Annotated in this window: 24 protein-coding genes; 11 read left to right on the forward strand and 13 right to left on the reverse strand. The window is 69.2% G+C overall.

Annotation, left to right across the window (positions count from 1 at the left end):
- Window positions 1-59: 59 nt before the first annotated feature.
- Window positions 60-788: an N-acetylmuramoyl-L-alanine amidase family protein gene (locus ASD84_RS08175; protein WP_056708883.1), complete on the reverse strand. Its 729-nt coding sequence runs from the start codon at window positions 786-788 to the stop codon at window positions 60-62.
- A gap of 219 nt (window positions 789-1,007) precedes the next feature.
- Here ASD84_RS08175 and ASD84_RS08180 point away from each other — a divergent pair, with 219 nt between their 5' ends.
- Window positions 1,008-2,174 carry a N(5)-(carboxyethyl)ornithine synthase gene (locus ASD84_RS08180; RefSeq protein ID WP_056708886.1) on the forward strand — a complete coding sequence of 389 codons (1,167 nt, stop codon included), beginning with the start codon at window positions 1,008-1,010 and terminating at the stop codon, window positions 2,172-2,174.
- Here the strand turns inward: ASD84_RS08180 and galE are convergent.
- Window positions 2,165-3,169, reverse strand: coding sequence for a UDP-glucose 4-epimerase GalE (gene galE / locus ASD84_RS08185; protein WP_056708889.1), 1,005 nt, complete (start codon window positions 3,167-3,169; stop codon window positions 2,165-2,167). The two genes, ASD84_RS08180 and galE, sit on opposite strands and share 10 nt — an antisense overlap.
- Complete coding sequence (gene rfbA, locus ASD84_RS08190; RefSeq protein WP_056710823.1) at window positions 3,166-4,053, reverse strand: glucose-1-phosphate thymidylyltransferase RfbA; 888 nt, start codon at window positions 4,051-4,053, stop codon at window positions 3,166-3,168. Before rfbA ends, galE begins: the two co-directional genes overlap by 4 nt.
- Window positions 4,054-4,071: 18 nt before the next feature.
- On the opposite strand from rfbA, the gene rfbB reads away from it, so the two are divergent.
- Genes rfbB through manA form a run of 3 tightly spaced genes read left to right on the forward strand, consistent with a single transcriptional unit; the run spans window position 4,072 to window position 7,719 of the window.
- Window positions 4,072-5,070, forward strand: coding sequence for a dTDP-glucose 4,6-dehydratase (rfbB, locus tag ASD84_RS08195; protein WP_056708893.1), 999 nt, complete (start codon window positions 4,072-4,074; stop codon window positions 5,068-5,070).
- Between the two features lie 5 nt (window positions 5,071-5,075).
- Window positions 5,076-6,506 (forward strand): sugar nucleotide-binding protein, encoded by a 1,431-nt coding sequence (locus ASD84_RS08200; RefSeq protein WP_235531032.1) that lies wholly within the window; start codon window positions 5,076-5,078, stop codon window positions 6,504-6,506.
- Between the two features lie 31 nt (window positions 6,507-6,537).
- The gene (manA, locus tag ASD84_RS08205; protein ID WP_056708896.1) at window positions 6,538-7,719 is read left to right on the forward strand and encodes a mannose-6-phosphate isomerase, class I; all 1,182 of its coding nucleotides are present in this window, start codon (window positions 6,538-6,540) and stop codon (window positions 7,717-7,719) included.
- A gap of 40 nt (window positions 7,720-7,759) precedes the next feature.
- Here manA and ASD84_RS08210 read toward each other — a convergent pair whose 3' ends face one another.
- From ASD84_RS08210 to ASD84_RS08220, 3 genes are all read right to left on the reverse strand, one after another.
- Window positions 7,760-8,059, reverse strand: a complete 300-nt coding sequence (locus tag ASD84_RS08210) for a DUF2516 family protein (RefSeq protein ID WP_082573221.1) — start codon at window positions 8,057-8,059, stop codon at window positions 7,760-7,762.
- Between the two features lie 86 nt (window positions 8,060-8,145).
- On the reverse strand, window positions 8,146-8,703 hold the full coding sequence (locus ASD84_RS25465; RefSeq protein ID WP_056708900.1) for a hypothetical protein: 558 nt from the start codon (window positions 8,701-8,703) through the stop codon (window positions 8,146-8,148).
- 5 nt (window positions 8,704-8,708) lie between these two features.
- The gene (locus ASD84_RS08220; RefSeq protein ID WP_056708903.1) at window positions 8,709-9,149 is read right to left on the reverse strand and encodes a helix-turn-helix domain-containing protein; all 441 of its coding nucleotides are present in this window, start codon (window positions 9,147-9,149) and stop codon (window positions 8,709-8,711) included.
- Between the two features lie 107 nt (window positions 9,150-9,256).
- On the opposite strand from ASD84_RS08220, the gene cysC reads away from it, so the two are divergent.
- On the forward strand, window positions 9,257-11,152 hold the full coding sequence (gene cysC, locus ASD84_RS08225) for an adenylyl-sulfate kinase (protein ID WP_056708905.1): 1,896 nt from the start codon (window positions 9,257-9,259) through the stop codon (window positions 11,150-11,152).
- Window positions 11,149-12,150 (forward strand): sulfite exporter TauE/SafE family protein, encoded by a 1,002-nt coding sequence (locus tag ASD84_RS08230; RefSeq protein WP_056708909.1) that lies wholly within the window; start codon window positions 11,149-11,151, stop codon window positions 12,148-12,150. Before cysC ends, ASD84_RS08230 begins: the two co-directional genes overlap by 4 nt.
- A gap of 17 nt (window positions 12,151-12,167) precedes the next feature.
- Here ASD84_RS08230 and ASD84_RS25040 read toward each other — a convergent pair whose 3' ends face one another.
- From ASD84_RS25040 to ASD84_RS08240, 3 genes are all read right to left on the reverse strand, one after another.
- Window positions 12,168-12,308: a hypothetical protein gene (locus tag ASD84_RS25040; protein WP_156391665.1), complete on the reverse strand. Its 141-nt coding sequence runs from the start codon at window positions 12,306-12,308 to the stop codon at window positions 12,168-12,170.
- A gap of 96 nt (window positions 12,309-12,404) precedes the next feature.
- Entirely contained in the window at window positions 12,405-13,571 is a 1,167-nt protein-coding gene (locus tag ASD84_RS08235; protein WP_056708913.1) for a nucleotide sugar dehydrogenase, read from the reverse strand.
- A 75-nt stretch (window positions 13,572-13,646) separates the two neighbouring features.
- On the reverse strand, window positions 13,647-14,450 hold the full coding sequence (locus ASD84_RS08240; protein ID WP_056708917.1) for a DUF4143 domain-containing protein: 804 nt from the start codon (window positions 14,448-14,450) through the stop codon (window positions 13,647-13,649).
- A 99-nt stretch (window positions 14,451-14,549) separates the two neighbouring features.
- Here ASD84_RS08240 and cysD point away from each other — a divergent pair, with 99 nt between their 5' ends.
- Both cysD and ASD84_RS08250 read left to right on the forward strand, forming a co-directional pair.
- Window positions 14,550-15,464 carry a sulfate adenylyltransferase subunit CysD gene (gene cysD, locus ASD84_RS08245; protein ID WP_056708919.1) on the forward strand — a complete coding sequence of 305 codons (915 nt, stop codon included), beginning with the start codon at window positions 14,550-14,552 and terminating at the stop codon, window positions 15,462-15,464.
- Window positions 15,464-16,744: a sulfate adenylyltransferase subunit 1 gene (locus ASD84_RS08250; protein ID WP_235531033.1), complete on the forward strand. Its 1,281-nt coding sequence runs from the start codon at window positions 15,464-15,466 to the stop codon at window positions 16,742-16,744. Before cysD ends, ASD84_RS08250 begins: the two co-directional genes overlap by 1 nt.
- Before the next feature lie 96 nt (window positions 16,745-16,840).
- Here ASD84_RS08250 and ASD84_RS08255 read toward each other — a convergent pair whose 3' ends face one another.
- Genes ASD84_RS08255 through ASD84_RS08270 form a run of 4 tightly spaced genes read right to left on the reverse strand, consistent with a single transcriptional unit; the run spans window position 16,841 to window position 19,227 of the window.
- Window positions 16,841-17,800, reverse strand: coding sequence for a YgfZ/GcvT domain-containing protein (locus ASD84_RS08255; RefSeq protein ID WP_056708922.1), 960 nt, complete (start codon window positions 17,798-17,800; stop codon window positions 16,841-16,843).
- Entirely contained in the window at window positions 17,797-18,273 is a 477-nt protein-coding gene (locus ASD84_RS08260; RefSeq protein ID WP_056708924.1) for an adenylyltransferase/cytidyltransferase family protein, read from the reverse strand. The genes ASD84_RS08255 and ASD84_RS08260 overlap by 4 nt, the downstream gene beginning before the upstream one ends.
- Window positions 18,270-18,740: a Fur family transcriptional regulator gene (locus tag ASD84_RS08265; RefSeq protein ID WP_235531034.1), complete on the reverse strand. Its 471-nt coding sequence runs from the start codon at window positions 18,738-18,740 to the stop codon at window positions 18,270-18,272. The genes ASD84_RS08260 and ASD84_RS08265 overlap by 4 nt, the downstream gene beginning before the upstream one ends.
- Window positions 18,733-19,227, reverse strand: coding sequence for an FABP family protein (locus ASD84_RS08270; protein WP_056708931.1), 495 nt, complete (start codon window positions 19,225-19,227; stop codon window positions 18,733-18,735). Before ASD84_RS08270 ends, ASD84_RS08265 begins: the two co-directional genes overlap by 8 nt.
- Before the next feature lie 43 nt (window positions 19,228-19,270).
- Here ASD84_RS08270 and ASD84_RS08275 point away from each other — a divergent pair, with 43 nt between their 5' ends.
- Genes ASD84_RS08275 through dtd form a run of 3 tightly spaced genes read left to right on the forward strand, consistent with a single transcriptional unit; the run spans window position 19,271 to window position 20,950 of the window.
- Window positions 19,271-19,633 carry a DsrE family protein gene (locus tag ASD84_RS08275; protein ID WP_056708935.1) on the forward strand — a complete coding sequence of 121 codons (363 nt, stop codon included), beginning with the start codon at window positions 19,271-19,273 and terminating at the stop codon, window positions 19,631-19,633.
- A 37-nt stretch (window positions 19,634-19,670) separates the two neighbouring features.
- Window positions 19,671-20,522 (forward strand): SGNH/GDSL hydrolase family protein, encoded by an 852-nt coding sequence (locus ASD84_RS08280; RefSeq protein ID WP_056708938.1) that lies wholly within the window; start codon window positions 19,671-19,673, stop codon window positions 20,520-20,522.
- Window positions 20,522-20,950: a D-aminoacyl-tRNA deacylase gene (gene dtd, locus ASD84_RS08285; protein ID WP_056708941.1), complete on the forward strand. Its 429-nt coding sequence runs from the start codon at window positions 20,522-20,524 to the stop codon at window positions 20,948-20,950. Before ASD84_RS08280 ends, dtd begins: the two co-directional genes overlap by 1 nt.
- Window positions 20,951-20,955: the final 5 nt, after the last annotated feature.

A 20,955-nucleotide genomic window follows, 5' to 3' on the forward strand; every position in this document is an offset into this window, starting at 1 on the left:
CACTTCCACAGACACGATCCGCGACCGGGCGCCACGCCCTGCACTGACGGCTCCACCGGTCACTGCACCAGATAGCTCCGGATCGCCTGCGCGAGGGCCCGGGCGTACCGCCGCCTGCCCACCGCGCTCTCGACCAGCGCAGCGTCCGCAGGATCGCGCATGTTGGCGAGCTCCACCATCACGGTCGGCACGTCGGACAGGTTCAGGGTGCCGAGGTCGGAGCGGACGTCGATCCCGTTCCTCCCGGCGTACGACGACGCCGGGAACCCCGCCGCCTCCAGGGCATCGCGTACGTCGACCGCGAGCCTGCGTGACGGTTGGACGATGTCGTCGGTCCAGCCGTCGAGCACGCCCGGCCGGATCACGTGGAACCCACGGAACCTCCCGTGGGCCGAGCCCGTCGCGACGCCGTCCGCGTGGATGCTCAGCCGGAGGTCGGCCGTGGGTCCCGCCTCGCCCGGGTTGCCGATCGTCCCGCGCTCGTCCACGCACGGACCCCAGAGGTCATCGGAGTTGCTGGCGCGGGTCAGGACCACCCGCGCGCCGAGGCGCCGCAGGATCCGCCGCGCCGCAACAGCCACCTCCCAGTTGAAAGTGGCCTCGGGGTAGCCCGCGTTGGTGGCCGCACCGGTGGTGTTGCACTCCTTCTCGAACCCGCCCGCGTCGACGGGCCGGGCGATCTCGGAACGGAAGTGCCGGTTGCCCAGCTGGTGGCCGGGGTCGAGCACCACCACCTTCCCCGCCAACGGCTTCGTCGAGGTGGTCGAGGGAGGCTCGCTCGGTCCCACGCTCGTCGAGTGCCCGTCGCGAGGAACGAGCGACGGCGTGTCTCGACCGGGTGGCCCGTCGCCACTGCAGCCACCAGCCAGAACAGCCACCAGCACCATCGCGACCCCACAGGCACTTCGACCGCTCCGACTCATCCCCATCACCTTAGGGCCGCCGGGGTGGCCTGCGCGTACTGTCGAAAGACGTGGCCATCCAGGCCCCCTCAGAGAGTTGCGCCGATGGTCGACGAGTCAAGCCGCCCGATTCCCCTCCTGGAGCTGGGGGTGATCGGTTCGTCGACGAAGGAGAACGAGTTCCGGCTGCCGATCCACCCCGACCACATCCGCGGCCTCGACGCGGACCTTCGGGCTCGGATCACCCTGGAGCATGGCTACGGCGCGCGGTTCGGCGCTTCGGACGCGGCCCTCGGGGAGCACGTCGCCGGGTTCGCCTCTCGCGAACAGATCTTGGCGGACTCCGACGTCGTACTGCTCGCGAAGCCGCAACATGAGGACATTGCCGCACTGGGCCCCGGACAGGCCTTGTGGGGCTGGCCGCACTGCGTGCAGGACGAAGCACTCACCCAGCTGGCGATCGATCGGAAGCTGACGCTGATCGCCTTCGAGGCGATGAACCACTGGCGGCGCGACGGTGGCTTCGGGCTACACGTGTTCCACAAGAACAACGAGCTCGCCGGCTACTGCTCGGTGCTGCATGCCATGGCGTTGGCTGGCCTGACGGGCGACTACGGGCGGCCCCTGACCGCGGTGGTGATCGGTTTCGGTGCCACGGCTCGCGGCGCGGTGACGGCGCTCAACGCACACGGCGTGCACCAGGTGGCAGTGCTGACCAACCGCGAGGTGACGGCAGTGGGTTCGCCGATCCATTCGGTGCTGATCCGGCAGTTCGACCACGACCCGGATGGCGACAGCCACGTGTTGACCGAGCGGGGCCGCGAGCCGCTGACGGCCTACCTGGCCGAGAACGACATCGTCGTCAACTGCACGCTGCAGGACACGGCCGCCCCTCTCGTGTACCTCGGCACCGACGACGTGGGTGCCTTCCGGCCGGGCAGTCTGATCGTCGACGTGTCGTGCGATCTCGGCATGGGCTTCGCCTGGGCTCGTCCGACGTCCTTCGAGGACCCGACGTTCCTGGTGGGCGACAACGTCCTCTACTACGGGGTCGACCACAGCCCGTCCTACCTGTGGAACTCGGCGAGCTGGGAGAACAGCAACGCGCTGATCCCGTTCCTGCGCCCGGTGCTCGAGGGTGCCCGCGGGTGGGACGCCCACGACACGATCCGGCGCGCGATCGAGATCCGCGATGGCCGGGTGGTCAACCCCGCGATCCTGGCCTTCCAGGGCCGGGCTGCCGAGCCGCCCCACCGGGTCCTTCACGCGTAGCCGAGCACGTCCTTGCGCTTCTCGCCCCACGCCAGCGCGGACGCGATGGCTTCGTCGAGAGACAGCTCGGTCTTCCACCCCAGCAACGCAGCGGCCTTGTCGGCATTGGCGAAGGCACCGGCGGCATCGCCCGGACGGGCGGGAGCCTCGGTCACCGGGATCGACTTGCCGACGACGCGTTCGACCGCGGCCAGCAGCTCGCGCACGGTCACACCGTCACCGCCGCCGATGTTGATGTAGGTGTACGTCGACGCGACCTTCTCGAGGACGTTGTCGAACTCCTCGATCGCGCGCACGTGGGCGCGGGCCAGGTCCCAGGCGTGGATGTAGTCACGGATGCCCGTGCCGTCACGGGTCGGGTGGTCGGTCCCGGTGATCGTGAAGCTGTCCCGCTGCCCCAGCGCGGTCTGCGCCATCAGCGGCACCACGTGGGTCGCGTCCTTGAGGTGGTAGCCGGTCTCGAGGTCCGGGTCGGCGCCGATCGGGTTGAAGTAGCGAAGGATGATGGCGCGCAGATCGGTGGCCCGGGAGAGGTCCTCCAGGACCATCTCCATCATCCGCTTGGTGCGGGCGTACGGCGAGGTCGGGTCGACCGGGTCCTCCTCGGTCACCTCGAAGTCCGGGGTCATCGCGTAGAGCGACGCCGTCGAGGAGAAGAGGATCCGTCCCTTGCCGAGCGCGGTCAGCTCGTCGAACATCTCCAGCGACTTCGCGACGTTGTCGCGGTAGTACTCGTACGGCTTCTCCACCGACTCCGGCACGACGATCCGGGCCGCCATGTGGATGGTGGCCTCGAGGTCGGGGTGCTCGGCCACGATGCGCCGCAGCAGCGCGCGGTCGGCGATGTCGCCCTCGTAGAAGATCCGGTCGCCGACGTACGCACGAGGACCGCTGAGCAGGGAGTCGAGGATGACGGGCGTGTGTCCGGCCTGCTCGAGGGCCTTGGACGTGATCGAGCCGAGATAACCGGCGCCGCCGGTGACGAGGACCTTCATGGTGTCGACCCTAGCGACCGCTTCTCCGCCAGCAGGTCCTGCAGGTAGCGACCGTAGCCGCTCTTCAGCAGGCCCTCCGCGAGCTCGGCCAGGCGATCGTCGTCGATGAACCCGAGACGCCAGGCGACCTCCTCGGGCGAGCCGACCTTCGTGCCCTGGCGGGCCTCGAGCGCCCGCACGAAGTTGCTGGCGTCGTTGAGGTCGTCGAACGTCCCGGTGTCCAGCCAGGCCGAGCCGCGAGGCAACACCTCGACCTGGAGGCGGCCTTCCTCGAGGTACAGCCGGTTGAGGTCGGTGATCTCGAGCTCGCCCCGGGGCGAGGGCTTGAGCGCCTTGGCCCGCTCGACGACGTCGGGACCGTAGAAGTAGAGCCCGGGGACGGCGTAGCGGCTCTTCGGGTGCTCGGGCTTCTCCTCGAGCGAGAGGGCCTTCCCGTCGGCATCGAAGTCGACGACGCCGTACGCCGTAGGGTCGGCCACGCGATAACCGAAGACGGCCGCGCCGTCGAGGTCCGTGAACCGACGCAGACGCGTGCCGAGCCCCGAGCCGTAGAAGATGTTGTCGCCGAGCACGAGGCCGGCGCCGCCGCCGTCGAGGTGCTTCTCGCCGATCACGAACGCCTGGGCCAGGCCGTCGGGCGAGGGCTGGACCGCGTAGCTGATCTCGATCCCGAACTGCGAACCGTCGCCGAGGAGCCGCCGGAACTGGTCGGCCTCGTGCGGTGTCGTGATGACGAGGACCTCCCGGATCCCCGACAACATCAGGGTCGACAGCGGGTAGTAGATCATCGGCTTGTCGTAGATCGGCATCAACTGCTTGCTGATCGCGTGGGTGATCGGGTGCAGACGACTCCCCGTACCACCGGCCAGAATGATCCCGCGCATGTCCATAGACTGTCACGCGTGCAACGCATCCTCGTGACCGGCGGGGCCGGGTTCATCGGCTCCAACTTCGTCCATCACCTCATCCGTCACACCGACGCCACGGTGACCGTTCTGGACAAGCTGACCTACGCAGCGAGCCGCGAGTCCCTCACGGGCCTTCCCGACGACCGGGTCCGCCTCGTCGTCGGGGACATCACCGACACCGCCCTCGTCGAGCCGCTCGTCGCCGAGCACGACGCCGTCGTCCACTACGCAGCCGAGTCGCACAACGACAACTCGCTCCACGACCCGTCACCGTTCATCCAGACCAACCTGATCGGCACCTTCACGCTGCTCGAGGCGGCGCGGAAGGCAGGGGTGCGCTTCCACCACGTCTCCACCGACGAGGTGTACGGCGACCTGGAGCTGGACGACCCGAAGAAGTTCACCGAGGACACGCCCTACCAGCCCTCGTCGCCGTACTCCGCCTCCAAGGCGGGATCCGACCACCTGGTGCGCGCCTGGGTCCGCAGCTTCGGCGTGCAGGCGACCATCTCGAACTGCTCGAACAACTACGGGCCGTGGCAGCACATCGAGAAGTTCATCCCTCGCCAGATCACCGAGGTCATCGACGGACGCCGCCCGAAGCTCTACGGCTCGGGCGAGAACGTCCGGGACTGGATCCACACGGAGGACCACTCCTCGGCGGTCCTCACGATCCTCGAGCGGGGCCGGATCGGTGAGACCTACCTGATCGGCGCGGAGGGCGAGAAGTCCAACCTCGAGGTGGTCCGGCTGATCCTGACCCTGATGGGGCGCGACGCCGACGACTTCGAGCACGTCACCGACCGGGCCGGCCACGACCTGCGCTACGCGATCGATGCGGGCAAGCTGCGCACCGAGCTGGGCTGGGTGCCGCAGTACGCCGACTTCGAGGCCGGCCTCGAGCAGACGGTCCGGTGGTACCAGGACAGCGAGGCGTGGTGGCGTCCGCACAAGGACGCGACCGAGGCGTCGTACGCCGCGAAGGGCCAGTGACACCGGTGGTTGAGGTGCGAGCGCAGCGAGCCTCGAAACCCGGCGAGCTCCAGGTCGAGCAGACCCCGATCCCCGGCCTCCTCGTCGTCCGCCTCCCCGTCCACCGCGATGACCGCGGCTGGTTCAAGGAGAACTGGCAGCGCGAGAAGATGGTCGCGCTCGGCCTGCCCGACTTCGGTCCGGTGCAGAACAACATGAGCTTCAACGCGGCGCGCGGCGCGACCCGCGGCATCCACACCGAACCGTGGGACAAGTACGTCGCCGTCGCCACGGGCAGGGTCTTCGCCGCGTGGGTCGACATGCGCGAGGGCGACACCTTCGGGACGACCTTCTCGATCGAGTGCGACGAGAGCATCGCCGTGTTCGTGCCCCGTGGCGTCGGGAACTCCTACCAGGCGCTCGCCGACGGCACCGTCTACACCTACCTCGTCAACGACCACTGGAAGGCCGGCAAGACGTATCCGGCGCTCCACCTGGGCGATCCGGATGCGGCCATCCCGTGGCCGATCCCGCTGGACTCCGACGAGGTCGAGATCTCCGCCAAGGACGTGGCGAACCCCCTCCTCGGCGAGGTGACGCCGATGGAGCCGCTGAAGGTCCTGATCACCGGGAGCCGTGGCCAGCTCGGCCGCGCGCTCGCAAGGGTGTTCCCCGGCGCCACCCTGGTCGACCTCGACGAGCTCGACCTGACCGACGCCGAAGCACTCGCCGCCTGGCCGTGGCACGAGTACGGCGTCGTGCTGAACGCCGCCGCGTACACCGCCGTGGACAAGGCCGAGGACGAAGGACGCGCCGACGCCTGGGCAGCGAACGCCTCCGCACCCGCCGCCCTGGCCCGGATCGCTGCCGAGCGCGGCCTCACCCTGGTCCACTACTCCTCCGACTACGTCTTCGACGGAGCCGACGTCGACGGCGGGCACCGGGAGGACGAGCCCTTCGCTCCGCTGGGTGTCTACGGCCAGAGCAAGGCCGCCGGTGACATCGCGGTCGCCACCGCGCCGCGCCACTACGTCCTGCGCACGTCGTGGGTCATCGGCGACGGCAACAACTTCGTGCGGACCATGGCACGGCTCGCGGCCGACGGCGTCGACCCTGCCGTCGTCGACGACCAGGTCGGGCGACTGACGTTCACCGACGAGCTCGCCCGCGCGACGCGGCACCTGGTCGACAGCAACGCGCCGTTCGGCACCTACAACGCCACGAACTCCGGCCCGCCCCGGTCGTGGGCCGACTACGCGCGACGCGTCTTCGAGCTCACCGGGCACGACCCCGCCCGGGTCAGCACGGTGACGACGGCCGAGTACGCCGCCGGCAAGCAGGTCTCGCCACGGCCGCTCCACAGCACCCTCGCCCTGGCGAAGCTGGAGGAGACGGGGTTCACCAGCACGGACGCCGACACCGCCCTGGCCACCTACCTGAACGATCCCACCTCCTAGGCTGGGAACCCCCACCGAAGTCGGAGACGAAGTGTTCGCGCTCGCCTGTCCCACCCAGACCTATGCCTGGGGTTCCACCGATGCCATCCCCGGCTTCCAGCGCCGACCCGGCACCGGCGAGCCCGTGGCAGAGGTCTGGATGGGGACCCACCCGCTCGGCACTGCCCGCGTCATCGACGCCGACGGCAGCGAACGTCCGCTGACCGAGGTGTCCGGCGACCTCAGCTTCATGCTGAAGGTCCTCGCCGCCGACCAGCCGCTGTCGATCCAGGTGCACCCGGATCGCGCGCGCGCCCGGGCCGGGTTCGACGCCGAGGAGGCCGCAGGCATCGCACTGGACGCGCCGAACCGGGTGTTCAAGGACCCGCGCCCCAAGCCGGAGATGGTCTACGCCCTCTCCACCTTCGACACCCTCGTCGGACTGCGCCGCACCTCGGAGATCGTGCGCGTGCTGCGCGCACTGGAGCACCCGCTCACCAAGGAGCTGACCGAGGCCCTGCTGGACGACCCCGGTTTCGCCGGCATCATCAGGTTGATCGAGGGTCTGGTGACCAACCCGCCCTCCGCCGAGGTGGTGGGCGAGGTCGTCGCCGAGTGCCAGCGAGCCCTCGACAACGGGCTGGACATCAAGCGCGCGTACGCCACCGCCGTCGAGCTCGCCGCGACCTCACCGGGCGACGTCGGCGTCCTCATCGCCCTGCTGATGAACCGGCTGACGTTGCAGCCCGGCGAGGCGGCGTACCTCGCCACCGGCATCATCCACGCCCACCTGCGGGGATTGTGCCTCGAGGTCATGGTGTCCTCCGACAACGTCCTGCGTGCGGGCCTGACGACCAAGCACGTCGACCCCGAAGGGCTGGTCCAGTGCCTCGAGGAGGGCACGTCCCGCGCGGCTCGGGTCGAGCCCCAGGTCGTCAACTACTCGACCGACGTGTTCATCCCCGGTACGGAGTTCGCACTCTCGGTCACGCAGAGCTCACCCGCCGACCCCGCGGGCGTCGTCCTCCCCGCCTCGGGAGCACGCTTCCTGATCTGCACCGACGGTGCGGTCGCGGTGGTCAACACGCGCGGCGACATCCTGCGCCTGCAGCGCGGCGACGCGGCCTACGCGGAGGACGACGACGGTGCGCTCCGCGTGCTCGGCACCGGCGAGGTCGCCCAGGCGTTCGTGCCGACCGGCGGCGAGACCGGCCAGCTCTTCGACCTGCTGTAGCCGTTGGTCGAGGAGGTCGCCCTGGCGACCGTCTCGAGACCTACCTGCGACGCAAGCCTGCAAGCGCCGGCCGTACGTCGGCCAGGTAGACCAGCGCCGCGACGGTCATCGCGAGGTTCACGATCGAGAGATTGATCGGCACCAGCTGCAGGAGCACGCCGACGCCGAGGATCGCGGTCCAGGTCGCCTTGTTGAGCTTGTCGGCGGCGACGTAGGACTCACCCGAGTAGAGCAGGGCGCTGACGAACGCGAAGATCTTGATCACCAGCAACGCGAAGGCGATGCCGATGTTGATCCAGATCTCGACGTCGCTGATGGCGCCTACGAATCCCCCACTCATGATGCGCAGATCCTAGCCGCCGTGGGAAAAAGACCACGACCCCGAGGCTCGCGGCCTCGGGGTCGTGACGGAAGTGGAGCGTCAGCTCACTTGGCAGCAGCCTTCTTGGCCGGAGCCTTCTTGGCGGCAGCCTTCTTCGCGGGAGCCTTCTTGGCGGCCGGCTTGGTCGCCGGAGCCTTCTTCGCAGCCGGCTTCGGGGTGCTCTTGCGGAGCTTCACGACGACGCCCTCGCCGCGCTTGGCGAGGTCGGCGTACAGCGCGGTGGCGGTGGCGACGTTCTCGTCGACCTTGCCCTTGACCGTGGTCTGCACCTTGGCCGGGAGGGCCTTGGCGTCAGCCTGGAGCTCGGCGAACTTCGCCTCGGCCTGGCCCTTGCGGTCAGCGAACGTGCTGGCGGCGCGGTCCTGGAGGGTCTTGGCCTCAGGGAGCTCGAAGCCCTTGACCGTGCTCTGGACGTCAGCGACCTTGGCGGTCACCTTGGCCTGAACGTCGGCGACGTAGCCCTTGACCTTCTCGACGGCGAGGTCGGTCGCGCCGACACCGGCGTAGATCGGCTTCTGCGCGGCCTCGGGGACCTCGGGGAGGTCGATGGACTTGATGTCGATCGTGGGGATCTCGATCTTCGGGAGCTCGAACTTCGGCATTGCATTCACCCTTCGTTGGTGACGTTGTTGGGAATTTCCTGGGCAGCGATCGGTGCTTCGGCGGCGTCCGCAACACGGGGGGGAGCTTCGGCCGCGTTCAGCGCGAGGAACGACGCATAGACGTCGAGGAGCGACTGCTTCTGTCGCTCGCTGAGGACGGTGTCGCCGAGGATGGCGAGTTCCACCGACCCAGCCAGGCCGTCCTCCGGGTTGAGGATTCCGGCCCGGATGTACAGCTGCTCTGCGGAGATCCGCAGCGCCTTGGCGATCTGCTGGAGCACCTCGGCGGACGGCTTGCGCAGTCCCCGCTCGATCTGGCTGAGGTACGGGTTGGAGACACCGGCCTGGTCAGCGAGCTGCCTCAGCGAGAGCCGCGACGAGAGCCGCTGCTCCTTGAGGTAGTCGCCGAGGGAGCCGACGGTCTTCCCGACCTTGCCTTTTGCCATGGGTACATAGTGCTAGCAATAGTTAGCAAACTGCAAGCACGCGGGACGTGAACTCCTTCACACTGTCGTTTCCTTAGCAACTCACTCGACTCTGTACGATCACCGATGTGTCGAGCCCGCCCGTTCCCCAGCACTGCCCCACGCCCCGGGAGCTCGACGACCTCGAGCTGCTGACCTCCGGCGCAGCGGGGCCGATCCTCGGCTTCAACGAACCGGGCAGCCCGATCACCCTCGACCTGCCCGAGGCGCTGTCACTGCACCTCGACGAGGGCAACGAGGTCGAGCTCGTCGATCCCGAGGGACTGCCCCTGGCCCGGATCGCCCAGACACTGCGCGGTCTCAGCGTGACGCCCCTGGCCCACGCCCAGTTCGGCCCGTTCCGCCGGCTCTACCTCACGCCGGACCTGGCTCGCGCGACCTATGCCGGCCGGACGGTCGTGCCCGTCACCGACCTGATCACCGACACCCAGTTCGAGCAGCTGCGGGCGCTCGGACCCGTCCTGCTCGTCGCCCTGGTGGGCCGCGGCAGCGCCGCAGTCAGACCGGTCGCACTGCTGCGGGCCACCACCGCGGTCGCCGATCTCGTCGACGGCGCCGTGGTCGCGGTCCCCCTCACCGTGCACGACACCGAGGCCGATGCGGCGCTGCGCAGCTCGGTGCTTGCGGCGTACGCCGGCGCCGACCCCCTCGTCGAGCTCATCCCCGGTGGGGCACCGCTTCCCGTGCTCGCCGAGATCGTCGCCCAGGAGCATCCGGCCCCGGCCGACCAGGGCCTGGTGCTGTTCTTCACCGGCCTCTCGGGCAGTGGCAAGTCGACCCTGGCCCAGGCCCTGATGGACCGCCTGCTGGAACAGGGCCACCGATCCCTGACCAGCCTCGACGGCGATGTCGTACGTCGTAACCTCTCGGCCGGCCTGAGCTTCTCGAAGGCGGACCGGGAGACCAACATCCGCCGGATCGGTTGGGTCGCCGCCGAGATCGCTCGTCATGGCGGCGTCGCGGTCTGCAGCCCGATCGCGCCCTTCGACGAGACCCGGCAGCAGGTGCGCAGCATGGTCGAGGACGCCGGCGGCGCGTTCTTCCTCGTCCACGTGGCCACGCCGCTCGAGGAGTGCGAACGACGCGACCGCAAGGGCCTCTACGCCAAGGCGCGCCGGGGCGAGATCCCCGAGTTCACCGGTATCTCCTCCCCCTACGAAGAACCTGCGGACGCCGACGTACGCGTCGACACCACCGGTCGCAGCATCGAGGACGCGCTCGAGGACGTCACCCTGGCGCTCCGCGAAGCCGGCTACCTCGACGTCCGCCTCGACACCGCCGATCTGGTCGGGTCCGGCTTCGCCAGCACCGCCACCGGGCCGGCAGCAGTCGGCGCCCGAGACAGCTCCTCGGTGGCCGCGCGGCGAGCGAGCTCCTCCGCGGTCGAGGTGCGCACCCCAGCGACCCCCGGGGCGCCCCTGCGTGTCCTGTTCGTGTGCACGGCGAACATCTGCCGCTCGCCGTACATGGAGCTGCGTGCCCGCACCCTGCTCGGCTCCTCGACCCGGGTGGAGTTCACCAGCGCCGGCACCCACGGGTTCCGCGCACACGAGGTCGATCGCACGATGGCCACCGTCCTGACCGATCGTGGGGTCAGCCCGGAGCTGCTGGCGAGCTTCGTCAGCCGCCCGCTGACGCGTGAGCTCATCGCGCAGGCCGACCTGGTGCTCACCGCCGAGTCGTCTCACCGCACCTTCGTCCTCGAAGAAGCGCCCGGGGCATTCCGCAAGGCCTTCACCCTCGGACAGTTCGCGGAGTCGGTCGACCGGGTCAGCACCTCGCTCACCGGCGCTGCGCTCGTCACCGCCGTCGGTCACCGCCGAGCCGGTGCCATCGACGCGCACGACATCCGGGACCCCTACCGACGTGGCCGCGCTGCGGCGGAGGCCTCCGCAGACCAGATCGACTCGCTCCTCCAGGCCGTGCTCACGCGCCTGGCCGGACCCCAGGCAGGCAACGCATGAGCGAGTGGCTCACCCTCACGGCGCTCTCGATCGCGACCGCCGGCTTCCTCGTCGGCATCGTCGTCGGTCTCACCGGCATGGGCGGCGGCGCCCTGATGACGCCCGCGCTGATCTTCCTCGGCGTCGGCCACACCGCGGCGATCGTCACTGCGGACCTCACGGCTGCGGCCATCTACAAGACGGGCGGCGCGATCACGCACGCCCGCGAGGGATCACCGAACTTCCGCCTGGCCGGCTGGCTGATCGCCGGATCCGTGCCCATGGCGTTCGTGGGGCCCTACCTCGCCAACGCCCTCACCGATGATCCCGAACAGCTCGAGAAGACCCTCAAGCTCTGCATCGGCATCGCGCTGCTGTTCGCCGCGTCGACCTATGCCTTGCGCATCTACATCAACCTCCGCCGGGTGGAGCGCGGTGGCGTCGTCCCCGACGACGACCCGCACATCCGCCCCATCCCCACCCTGCTGGTCGGGATGCTCGGCGGCCTGCTCGTCGGAGTGACCAGCGTCGGCTCGGGCTCGGTCATCATGATCGCGCTGCTGATGATGTACCCCGGACTCACCGCCCTGCGGCTCGTCGGCACCGACCTCGTCCAGGCGGTCCCGCTGGTCCTCAGCGCGGCGCTGGCGAACATCGCGATCCACGGCCTCGAGTGGGCGCTGCTGATCCCGCTGGTGCTCGGCTCGGTGCCCGGGACGCTGCTCGGTTCCCGGCTCGCCCCGCGGGTCCCTCAGTCGTTCATCAAGCGCGGCATCGTGATCGTGCTGACCATGTCCGGCGTCGCGCTGCTCTTCAAGTCAGGGCTGCACCCGTTCGGCGAGGGCCACGAGACCCTCGAGGCGGTGCTCGTCGCTGCCATCGGCCTGGCGATGCTGGTCCTGGTCCCCGTCATCTGGGGTCTGATCCGCAAGCGGCACGGCATGCCGATGTTCGGCGCACCGACCGTCGCCGAGATCGAAGCGCTCCGCCCGGAGGACAAGGCGCCGGAACCCGCCTGACCCCGTCGGGGCGTGCGTCAGCGCGTTCCGAGAGGTGACAGGGGGCGCGCGTCGCCCTCGAGCTGGAACGGCTGCGTCGCGGCAGCGTGGGCAAGACCGAAGGTCACCGCGGCTGCAGCAGCGACCCAGACGGCTCCGAAACCCAACAACATCTCCATGGCTGACCACCTCTCTCCTCCAAGGTAGCCCTCGGGCCCGAAACAACCCATCAGCCGATCGGTGCGTCCCGCGATGGTTCTTTCGCACTAGGCCGGTCAGTCGCGCCCGTAGATGTCGCGCGTGTAGACCTTCTCCGCCACGTCGTCGAGCAGGTCGCACCGGCGGTTGGTGATGATGACGTCGGCCTTCGCCTTGAACTCGTCGAGGTCCCGGATCACCTTGGAGTTGAAGAACCGCTTCTGGTCGAGCTCCGGCTCGAACACGATCACCTTCACGCCGCGCGCCTTGATCCGCTTCATCACGCCCTGGACCGCCGACTCGCGGAAGTTGTCCGACCCCGCCTTCATGGTCAGCCGGTAGATGCCGACGACCTTCGGGTCGCGGCGCAGGACGTCGTCGGCGATGAACTCCTTGCGGGTGGTGTTCGCCTCGACGATCGCGCTGATCAGGTTCTGGGGCACCGACTGGTAGTTCGCCTGCAGCTGCCGGGTGTCCTTGGGCAGGCAGTAGCCGCCGTACCCGAAGGACGGGTTGTTGTAGTGCGCGCCGATCCGCGGGTCGAGGCCGACGCCCTCGATGATCTGGCTCGTTGCGAGCCCGTGGGTCGCGGCGTAGGTGTCGAGCTCGTTGAAGTAGGCCACGCGCAGCGCGAGGTAGGTGTTGGCGAAGAGCTTGATCGCCTCCGCCTCCGTCGACCCCGTGAACAGCACCGGCACGTCCTCGTCGAGCGCGGCCTGCACGAGCAGCTTGGCGAACAGCCGCCCGGGTTCCGTGTCCGATCCGATCACGATCCGCGACGGGTGGAGGTTGTCGTGGAGCGCCCGGCCTTCGCGCAGGAACTCGGGGCTGAACAGGATGGAGGCGCCGGGGTGCAGGTCACGCAGCGTGTTGGTGTAGCCGACCGGCACGGTCGACTTCACAACGATCGTCGCCGCAGGATTCGCGGCAAGCGCGTCCGCCGTGACCTTCTCGACGGTGCTCGTGTCGAAGTAGTTGGTCTCCGGGTCATAGTTCGTCGGCGTCGCGACGACGACGTACGACGCATCGGCGTAGGCAAGCTTGCGGTCGCGCGTTGCGTGGAGCGACAGGCCACCCTTCGCGAGGTACTCCTCGAGCTCGACGTCGACGACGGGTGAGCGCCCCTCGTTGACCGCCGCCACCCGGTCCGCGTCGACATCGAGGACCGTGACGTCGTTGAACCGCGACAGCAGCACCGCATTGGACAGTCCGACGTAACCGGCTCCGACCACAGTGATCTTCATGGTTCCGACGGTGAGCGGCCTCCCTGAACGACCGCAGACGTCGGTGTGAAGGGCACGTGGCGACCTGACGCACGGTCAGCGGCGGGTTCCCGACTGGTCCCACTCCCACAGGCACGAGATCGGCAGGCCCCACATGCCCGGGCGCTGCTGGTGGCCGCGGGGTGCCGTGTTCAGGACGATGCCGCCCCGGAAGCGGGACCCGGCACGCGCGGCGAGGGCCTCGAGCGAAGCGAACTGGTGCGGCCGGAAGCTGCTCGCGGTGCGCACCTCGATGCCGTAGACGCTGTTGTCGGGGAGCTCGACGACCAGGTCGACCGCCAGCCCGTTGCGCTCGCGCAGGTGGCTCACCCTGTGTTCGACGGCGCTCCCGGGCTGCTGCCGCAGGAGCTCGGCCGCGACGACGCCCTCCAGCAGCGGAGCCAGCCGGCTGCGGCCCCGGAAGTCGGAGAGCTCCTCCACGGACACCCCCGACAGGTGGCGCGCGACGGCGACGTCGTCGAACACCACCCGCGGACGGCCGATCGCACGCTTCGCGACCGGGGAGCGACAGCCGGGCACGAGGCGGACCAGGCCCAGCGCGACGAGCACGTCGACGTACGGCGACAGCGTCGTGGCCGGGATGCCCGAGGAGGCCGCCAGCAGGGACTTGTTGAGCTCGGCCGACGGCGGGTCCGCGAGGGCCGCCAGCAGGGCCAGCAGGCGCGCGGGATCCACCCGCCGCAGCGCCCTGGCCCGCCGGCGGGCGAGCCGCTGCAGGTCGCGCTCCAGGCCGTCACGCGGAGCCATCAGGTCGACGTACTCCGCAATGCCCCAGCGGGACCGGACCTCTCCCGGGACCGACGCGCGGGAGCCCAGACGGGCGAGGAAGTCGGCGGCCACGGACCGCAGTCTAGAAGCTTCCCGCCTCAAACTCGTAGATTTGTCTAAGGCGAAGCCCTTGATGTCCGGCTGACAGGCGCTGCATGGCACGATGCGCGGGTGACTCAGACACGTACCGACTACCGCCTGAGCCAGCTGGACCAGCTGGAGGCCGAGTCGATCCACATCTTCCGCGAAGTCGCGGCCGAGTTCGAGAAGCCGGTCCTGATGTTCTCGGGCGGCAAGGACTCGATCGTGATGCTCCGCCTGGCGGAGAAGGCCTTCTTCCCGGCGAAGATCCCGTTCTCGATCCTCCAGGTCGACACCGGCCTCGACTTCCCCGAGGTCATGGAGACGCGTGACCGGTGGGTCAGCCGCCTCGGCGTGAACCTGGTGGTCGCGAGCATCGACGACGCCATCAAGAACGGCATCATTCCCGACGCCGCGAAGATCAGCCGCAACCGCCTGCAAATCCCGACCCTGCTCAACGCGATCGAGGAGAACGGCTTCACCGCCGCCTTCGGTGGCGGTCGGCGCGACGAGGAGAAGGCCCGCGCCAAGGAGCGCGTCTACTCCCACCGCGACGAGTTCGGCCAGTGGGACCCGAAGATGCAGCGCCCCGAGCTGTGGAGCCTCTACAACGGCCGGCTCCACGAGGGCGAGCACATGCGGATCTTCCCGATCTCGAACTGGACCGAGCTGGACGTCTGGGACTACATCGGCCGCGAGAACATCGAGATCCCGAACATCTACTTCAGCCACCAGCGCCGCGTCTTCACGCGCGACGGCATGTTGATGAGCGAGACCCCGCTCAACCCGCTGCGCGAGGGCGAGGTCGTCGAGGAGCGCACGGTCCGTTTCCGCACCTGCGGTGACATCACGCTCACCGGCTGTGTCGAGAGCACCGCCTCCACGATCGACGAGATCATCGACGAGGTCGCCGTGGCCAGGAAGACCGAGCGCGGCGCCACCCGTGGCGACGACCGGTTCTCCGAGGCCGCCATGGAAGACCGCAAGAAAGAGGGCTACTTCTGATGGGCACCGACACCACCCGCGACACCACCCACCGTATGGACCTGCTGCGCTTCGCCACCGCAGGTTCGGTGGACGACGGGAAGTCGACCCTCATCGGGCGTCTCCTGCTCGACTCGAAGGCGATCTTCGAGGACCAGCTCGAGGCCGTCGAGGCGACCTCGCAGTCCAAGGGCTACGACTACACCGACCTGGCGCTGCTCACCGACGGGCTCCGCTCCGAGCGCGAGCAGGGCATCACCATCGATGTCGCCTACCGCTACTTCGCGACGCCGAACCGCAAGTTCATCATCGCCGACACCCCGGGCCACGTGCAGTACACCCGCAACATGGTCACCGGCGCCTCGACCGCCGACCTCGGCCTGGTGCTCGTCGACGCCCGCCAGGGCCTGACCGAGCAGTCCCGCCGCCACGCGGTGATCCTGTCGCTGCTCCGGGTTCCGCACCTGGTGCTCGCGGTCAACAAGATGGACCTGGTCGACTACGACCAGAAGGTCTACGACGAGATCTACCGTGAGTTCACGCAGTTCGCGACCAAGCTGAACGTGCCCGACCTCGAGGTCATCCCGATCTCCGCGCTCTCGGGCGACAACGTCGTCAACCGCTCCGAGAACATGCCGTGGTACTCCGGTCCCACGCTGATGCACCACCTCGAGCACGTGCACGTCGCCTCCGACCGCGACCTGATCGACGCCCGGTTCCCGGTGCAGTACGTCATCCGGCCCAAGTCCGACGAGTACCACGACTACCGCGGCTACGCCGGTCAGGTGGCCGGTGGCGTGCTCAAGCCCGGCGACGAGGTCGTCGTCCTGCCCTCCGGCATGACCTCGAAGATCTCGAAGATCGACCTCTTCGACCAGGACATCGCCGAGGCGTTCCCGCCGATGAGCGTGACCGTGCACCTCGAGGACGACGTCGACGTCTCGCGCGGCGACATGATCGCCCGCGTACGGAATGCGCCGACGCCGACCCAGGACATCGACGCGATGATCTGCTGGATGACGACCGCACCGCTGCTGCCCCGCCAGAAGCTGGCCATCAAGCACACGACCCGTACGGGCCGCGCGCTGGTCAAGTACATCCAGTACCGCCTGGACGTCAACACGCTGCACCGTGACCAGGAGACCAAGGAGCTCGGCGTCAACGAGATCGGTCGCGTCACCCTGCGCACGACGGTCCCGCTGCTCGTGGACCCGTACTCGAAGAACCGCACGACCGGGTCCTTCATCCTGATCGACGAGGCGACCGGCATCACCGTCGGCGCCGGCATGATCAACGGCTGAGCCCCAGGCACTTCCTGGGCACTTCCTGCGCCTGTTGGGGGTTGCAACCCCCAACAGGCGCAGGAATCCCCGGGCGCCCGGGGAATCCTGCGGCCCCTAGCGCTGCGGACGGAAGTGCAGGCCCACCTCGGGGTCGACCAGGACCTCCTGCGCGGCCGGCAGGCCGTCGACCTCGAGCTGTACAGCGACGTCGGTGCTGCGCTTGAGCAGCGCCAGCGCGATCGGGCCGAGCTCGTGGTGCCGGGCCGAGGATCCGACGGCTCCGACGGCACGCCCACCGCCGGTCGGGACGATCTCGGAGCCCGGCTTCGGCAGCCGGTTCTCCGAACCGTCGAGGTGCAGCAACGTCAGCCTTCGCGGGGGGCGGCCGAGGTTGTGCACGCGCGCCACCGTCTCCTGCCCGCGGTAGCAGCCCTTGTCCATGTGGACCGCGGACCACGGCTCCTCGCTGGCCAGCCACCCGACCTCGTTCGGAATCGTGCGCTCGTCGGTGTCCAGGCCGAGGCGCGGCTCGCCACGCGCGATCCGCAGCGCCTCGAAGGCCCACAGGCCCGCGGCCGGCCCGGCCGCTTCGGCGTACGACGCCAGCTGCTCGCGCGGGACGAGGTCGTACTTGCCGGGCGGGCGCCAGGCCACGGCCAGCTCCGCCGTCACGTCGGCGATCTCGACGCGGGTCATGAACTTCATCCGCTCGAGGAACTCGATCAGCGCCGCCGCGCGGCCGGGCTCGGTGTGCGCCGTGAACGCCTCGCCGTCGTCGACACCGGTGAACGCATGCTCGACGTGCCCCTGCGGGCTGAGCACGAGCGCACTGATCCAGCGGCCCGGCTCGAGGCCCTCGAAGAACTGGGTGGTCAGCGCGTGCAGCCAGGTCAGCCGGTCGGGACCGCTGACCCTGAGGACGTCGCGGTGGGACAGGTCGACGAAGCCCTCGCCCGTGTCCAGCGCTCGCTGTTCGCCGAACAGGCTGCCGTAGTGCGCCGCGACGGGAGCGTCGATGCCGTCGCCGGCGACGGCGCCGGGGAGGGCGAGGAGCGGGCTGGCGGGGCTGGTCATGTGAGATCCCTGTAGTGCTCGAGGAGTCGGGTGAGGGTGCCGAGCGCCGTCTGCATCTCCTCGATGTGCATCGGGTCGAGGGTGCGCAGCATTTCCTTGATGTCCGTGCTGGACACCCCGGAGGTGCGAGGCAGGTACTTCACCTCACAAACGTCGGCGAGGTCGTCGAACTTCCCGGCCCAGTCATCGCCCATCACGAACACGTCGACTCCGTGCTCGACGATGTCGGAGCGCTTCTGCTCCCACGCCCCTTCGGGGATGACCAGGTCGACGCCACGGATCGCGCCGACGATGGCGGCCCGGTCGTCGTACGACACGACCGACTTCTTGCCCTTGCCGGCATTGAACTCGTCGGTGGAGACCCCGACGATGAGCCGGTCCCCCAACGCCGCCAGCCGCTCGATGAGCCGCAGGTGGCCGATGTGGAACAGGTCGAACGTGCCATAGGTCAGCACGGTCCGCGGGGCGGTCATCGGGTTTCTCCTTCGCAGGCGGCACAGCGGCCGAAGACAGTGAGGTGCCCGAGGTCGGGGGTGAAGCCGCGCGCCGCGAGGACCTCGACGAACGGAGCCGCCTCGGCGGTGTCGATCGAGGTGACGCTCTGGCAGCCGCGGCAGACGAGGTGGAAGTGCTCGTGGCCACGAGTCGAGTGGTACGTCGGCGCCCGGTCGGACAGGTGCGCGTGCCGCACCAGGCCGATCTCCTCCAGCACCTCGAGGGTGCGATAGACGGTGGAGGCGTTCACGGCACTGGCCGTCACCTGGACCCTGGCGAGGACCTCGTCCGGAGTCGCGTGCCCGAGCTCGTCGACGGCAGCAAGGATCAGCTCGCGCTGCGGGGTGAGGCGGTAGCCCTTGTCGCGGAGCGCGACCCGCCAGTCAGGGTCTCGAGACGGTTGCTGGGCATCCTCCTCGACCACCGGATCGTGGTGATCATGCACGCTGGAGCCTCGCCCAGAGGTGGGGCTGCAGGGCCTGGCCCATGGCGGCCATGTCGTAGGCGTAGAGCAGGTCGCCGTCGACGTTCCCGTAGAGACGGCGTCCGGCGGTGTACTCCTTGGCGGTCTCGGTGCGTGCCACGGCGTCGGTGACCATCTCGAACTTGCCGTTGCTGGCCTCGGCCGTCCAGATCTCCGCGAAGCCCGTGTTGTGGGTCAGCAGGACTTCGAACTTGCCGTCGCCGACGGCCCGGATGAAGCCGGTCTCGATGGCCGCGTCACGGACCTTCTCCCCCGCCTCGTCGATGATCCAGGCGCGCGCCATGTAGTGGAAGAACGGCCGGCCGTCGTGGGTGAAGATCAGCTCCTGGCCGAACTCGAACTTCTCGATCGTCGGGTAGTCGCCGTGGCCGTTGCCACGCCACGTGCCGAGCATCCACGCGATGGGACCACAGTTGGGGTGCAGGTTCTCGGGGAGTTCGAAGGCCACGCCCTCAGTCTAGAGACGTGCCGGGGTCTCTAGGCTGGCGCACATGGCTCGCGAACTGGTTGTGAAGGTCACCTGCGGCGCGGACGAGCCCGAACGGTGCAACCAGGGCTTCACGGTCGCGGCCACCGCGGCCGCCTCCGGCGTCGCCGTGTCGCTGTGGCTGACGGGCGAGGCAGCGTGGCTCGCAGTCCCGGGACGCGCCGAGGAGCTGGACCTCCCGCTCGCCACGCCGATCGCCGACCTGCTCGACATGGTGCTCGCCACCGGGTCGGTCACGGTCTGCGCCCAGTGCGCCGCACGGCGCGAGCTGGCGGTCGAGGACCTGGTCGACGGCGTACGGATCGCGGGGGCTCCGGTCTTCGTCGAGGAAGCCCTGCGTGACGGCGTGCAGGCTCTCGTCTACTGATTCAGCCCTCTGCCAGCCCTCTGCCTAGGCTGGACCAGTGGTTCGTCTCATCGCCGTCGTCAGCGCACTCGGGCTCACCGGTGCCCTCCTGTCCGGTTGTCTCCTCCCCCGAGGTGGGTCCGGCCCGACGTACGTCGCCATGGGCGACTCGTACACCGCGGCGCCGTACATCGGCCGGCTCGACAAGCGCGACACCTGCTTCCGCTCGAGGAACAACTACCCCCATCTCGTGGCCGACGAGGCGGATCTCGACCTGACCGACGCCAGTTGCGCGGCGGCCACGACCGAAGCCGTCGAGGGCGAGCAGCGCACGCCGCAGGGCAAGGTCCGCCCGCCCCAGCTCGACGCCGTCGACCGCGACACCGACGTCGTGACGCTCGGCATCGGCGCCAACGACTTCAACCTGATCGGCCGGATCATCATCGACTGCGTCAAGGTCGCGCGCACGGTCCCCGCCGGACAGCCCTGCACCGACCTCGACGCCCGCGCGGGCGACGACGCCGTCGACAGCCGTCTCGTCGAGATGGAACAGCGCCTGGTGGCGGTGATCGAAGCGGTCCGCGCCAAGGCACCGGACGCGCAGGTCCTGGTCATCGGTTACCCGCAGATCTTCCCCGAATCAGGCGGGTGTTCCGACCTGCCGATCCCGGCCGCCGATGTCACGTTCGCGCGCCGGCTCAACGTCGGCGCCAACAAGGCCCTCGAGGCCGCGGCCACCGAGACCGGTGTCGACTTCGTCGACGTGTTCGCCGAGACGGAGGGCCACGACATCTGCGGTGACGACCCGTGGATCGCCGGAGCGATCGCGCACGAGAAGGGACAGCCGTACCACCCCTACGCCGAGGAGCAGGAGCTCGTCGCACGCCTCGTCACCGAGGCGCTGGACTGATGCGCGCGGTCCTGCAGCGGGTCTCCTCCGCGTCGGTCGTCGTCGACGGCGCCGTGGTCGGAGCGATCGACGTGCCAGGTCTGCTCGTCTACCTCGGAGTCACCCACGACGACGGACCGCCCGAGGTCGCGTGGATGGCCCGCAAGATCGCTGATCTCCGACTCCTCGACGACGAGCGCTCGGTCGGCGAGGTCGGCGCACCCGTCCTGGTGGTCTCCCAGTTCACGCTGTACGGCGACGCCCGCAAGGGTCGGCGGCCGACGTGGATCGCCGCGGCGCCCGCCCCGGTCAGTGAGCCGCTCTACGAAGCGGTCTGCACGGCACTCGAGGCGGCCGGAACGCACGTCGAGCGAGGGACGTTCGGCGCCCACATGGAGGTCTCCTCGGTGAACGACGGTCCCTTCACCGTCGTCCTGGAGACTCCCTGAATCTG

Source organism: Nocardioides sp. Root682 (genome assembly GCF_001427795.1).
Lineage (GTDB): Bacteria > Actinomycetota > Actinomycetes > Propionibacteriales > Nocardioidaceae > Nocardioides.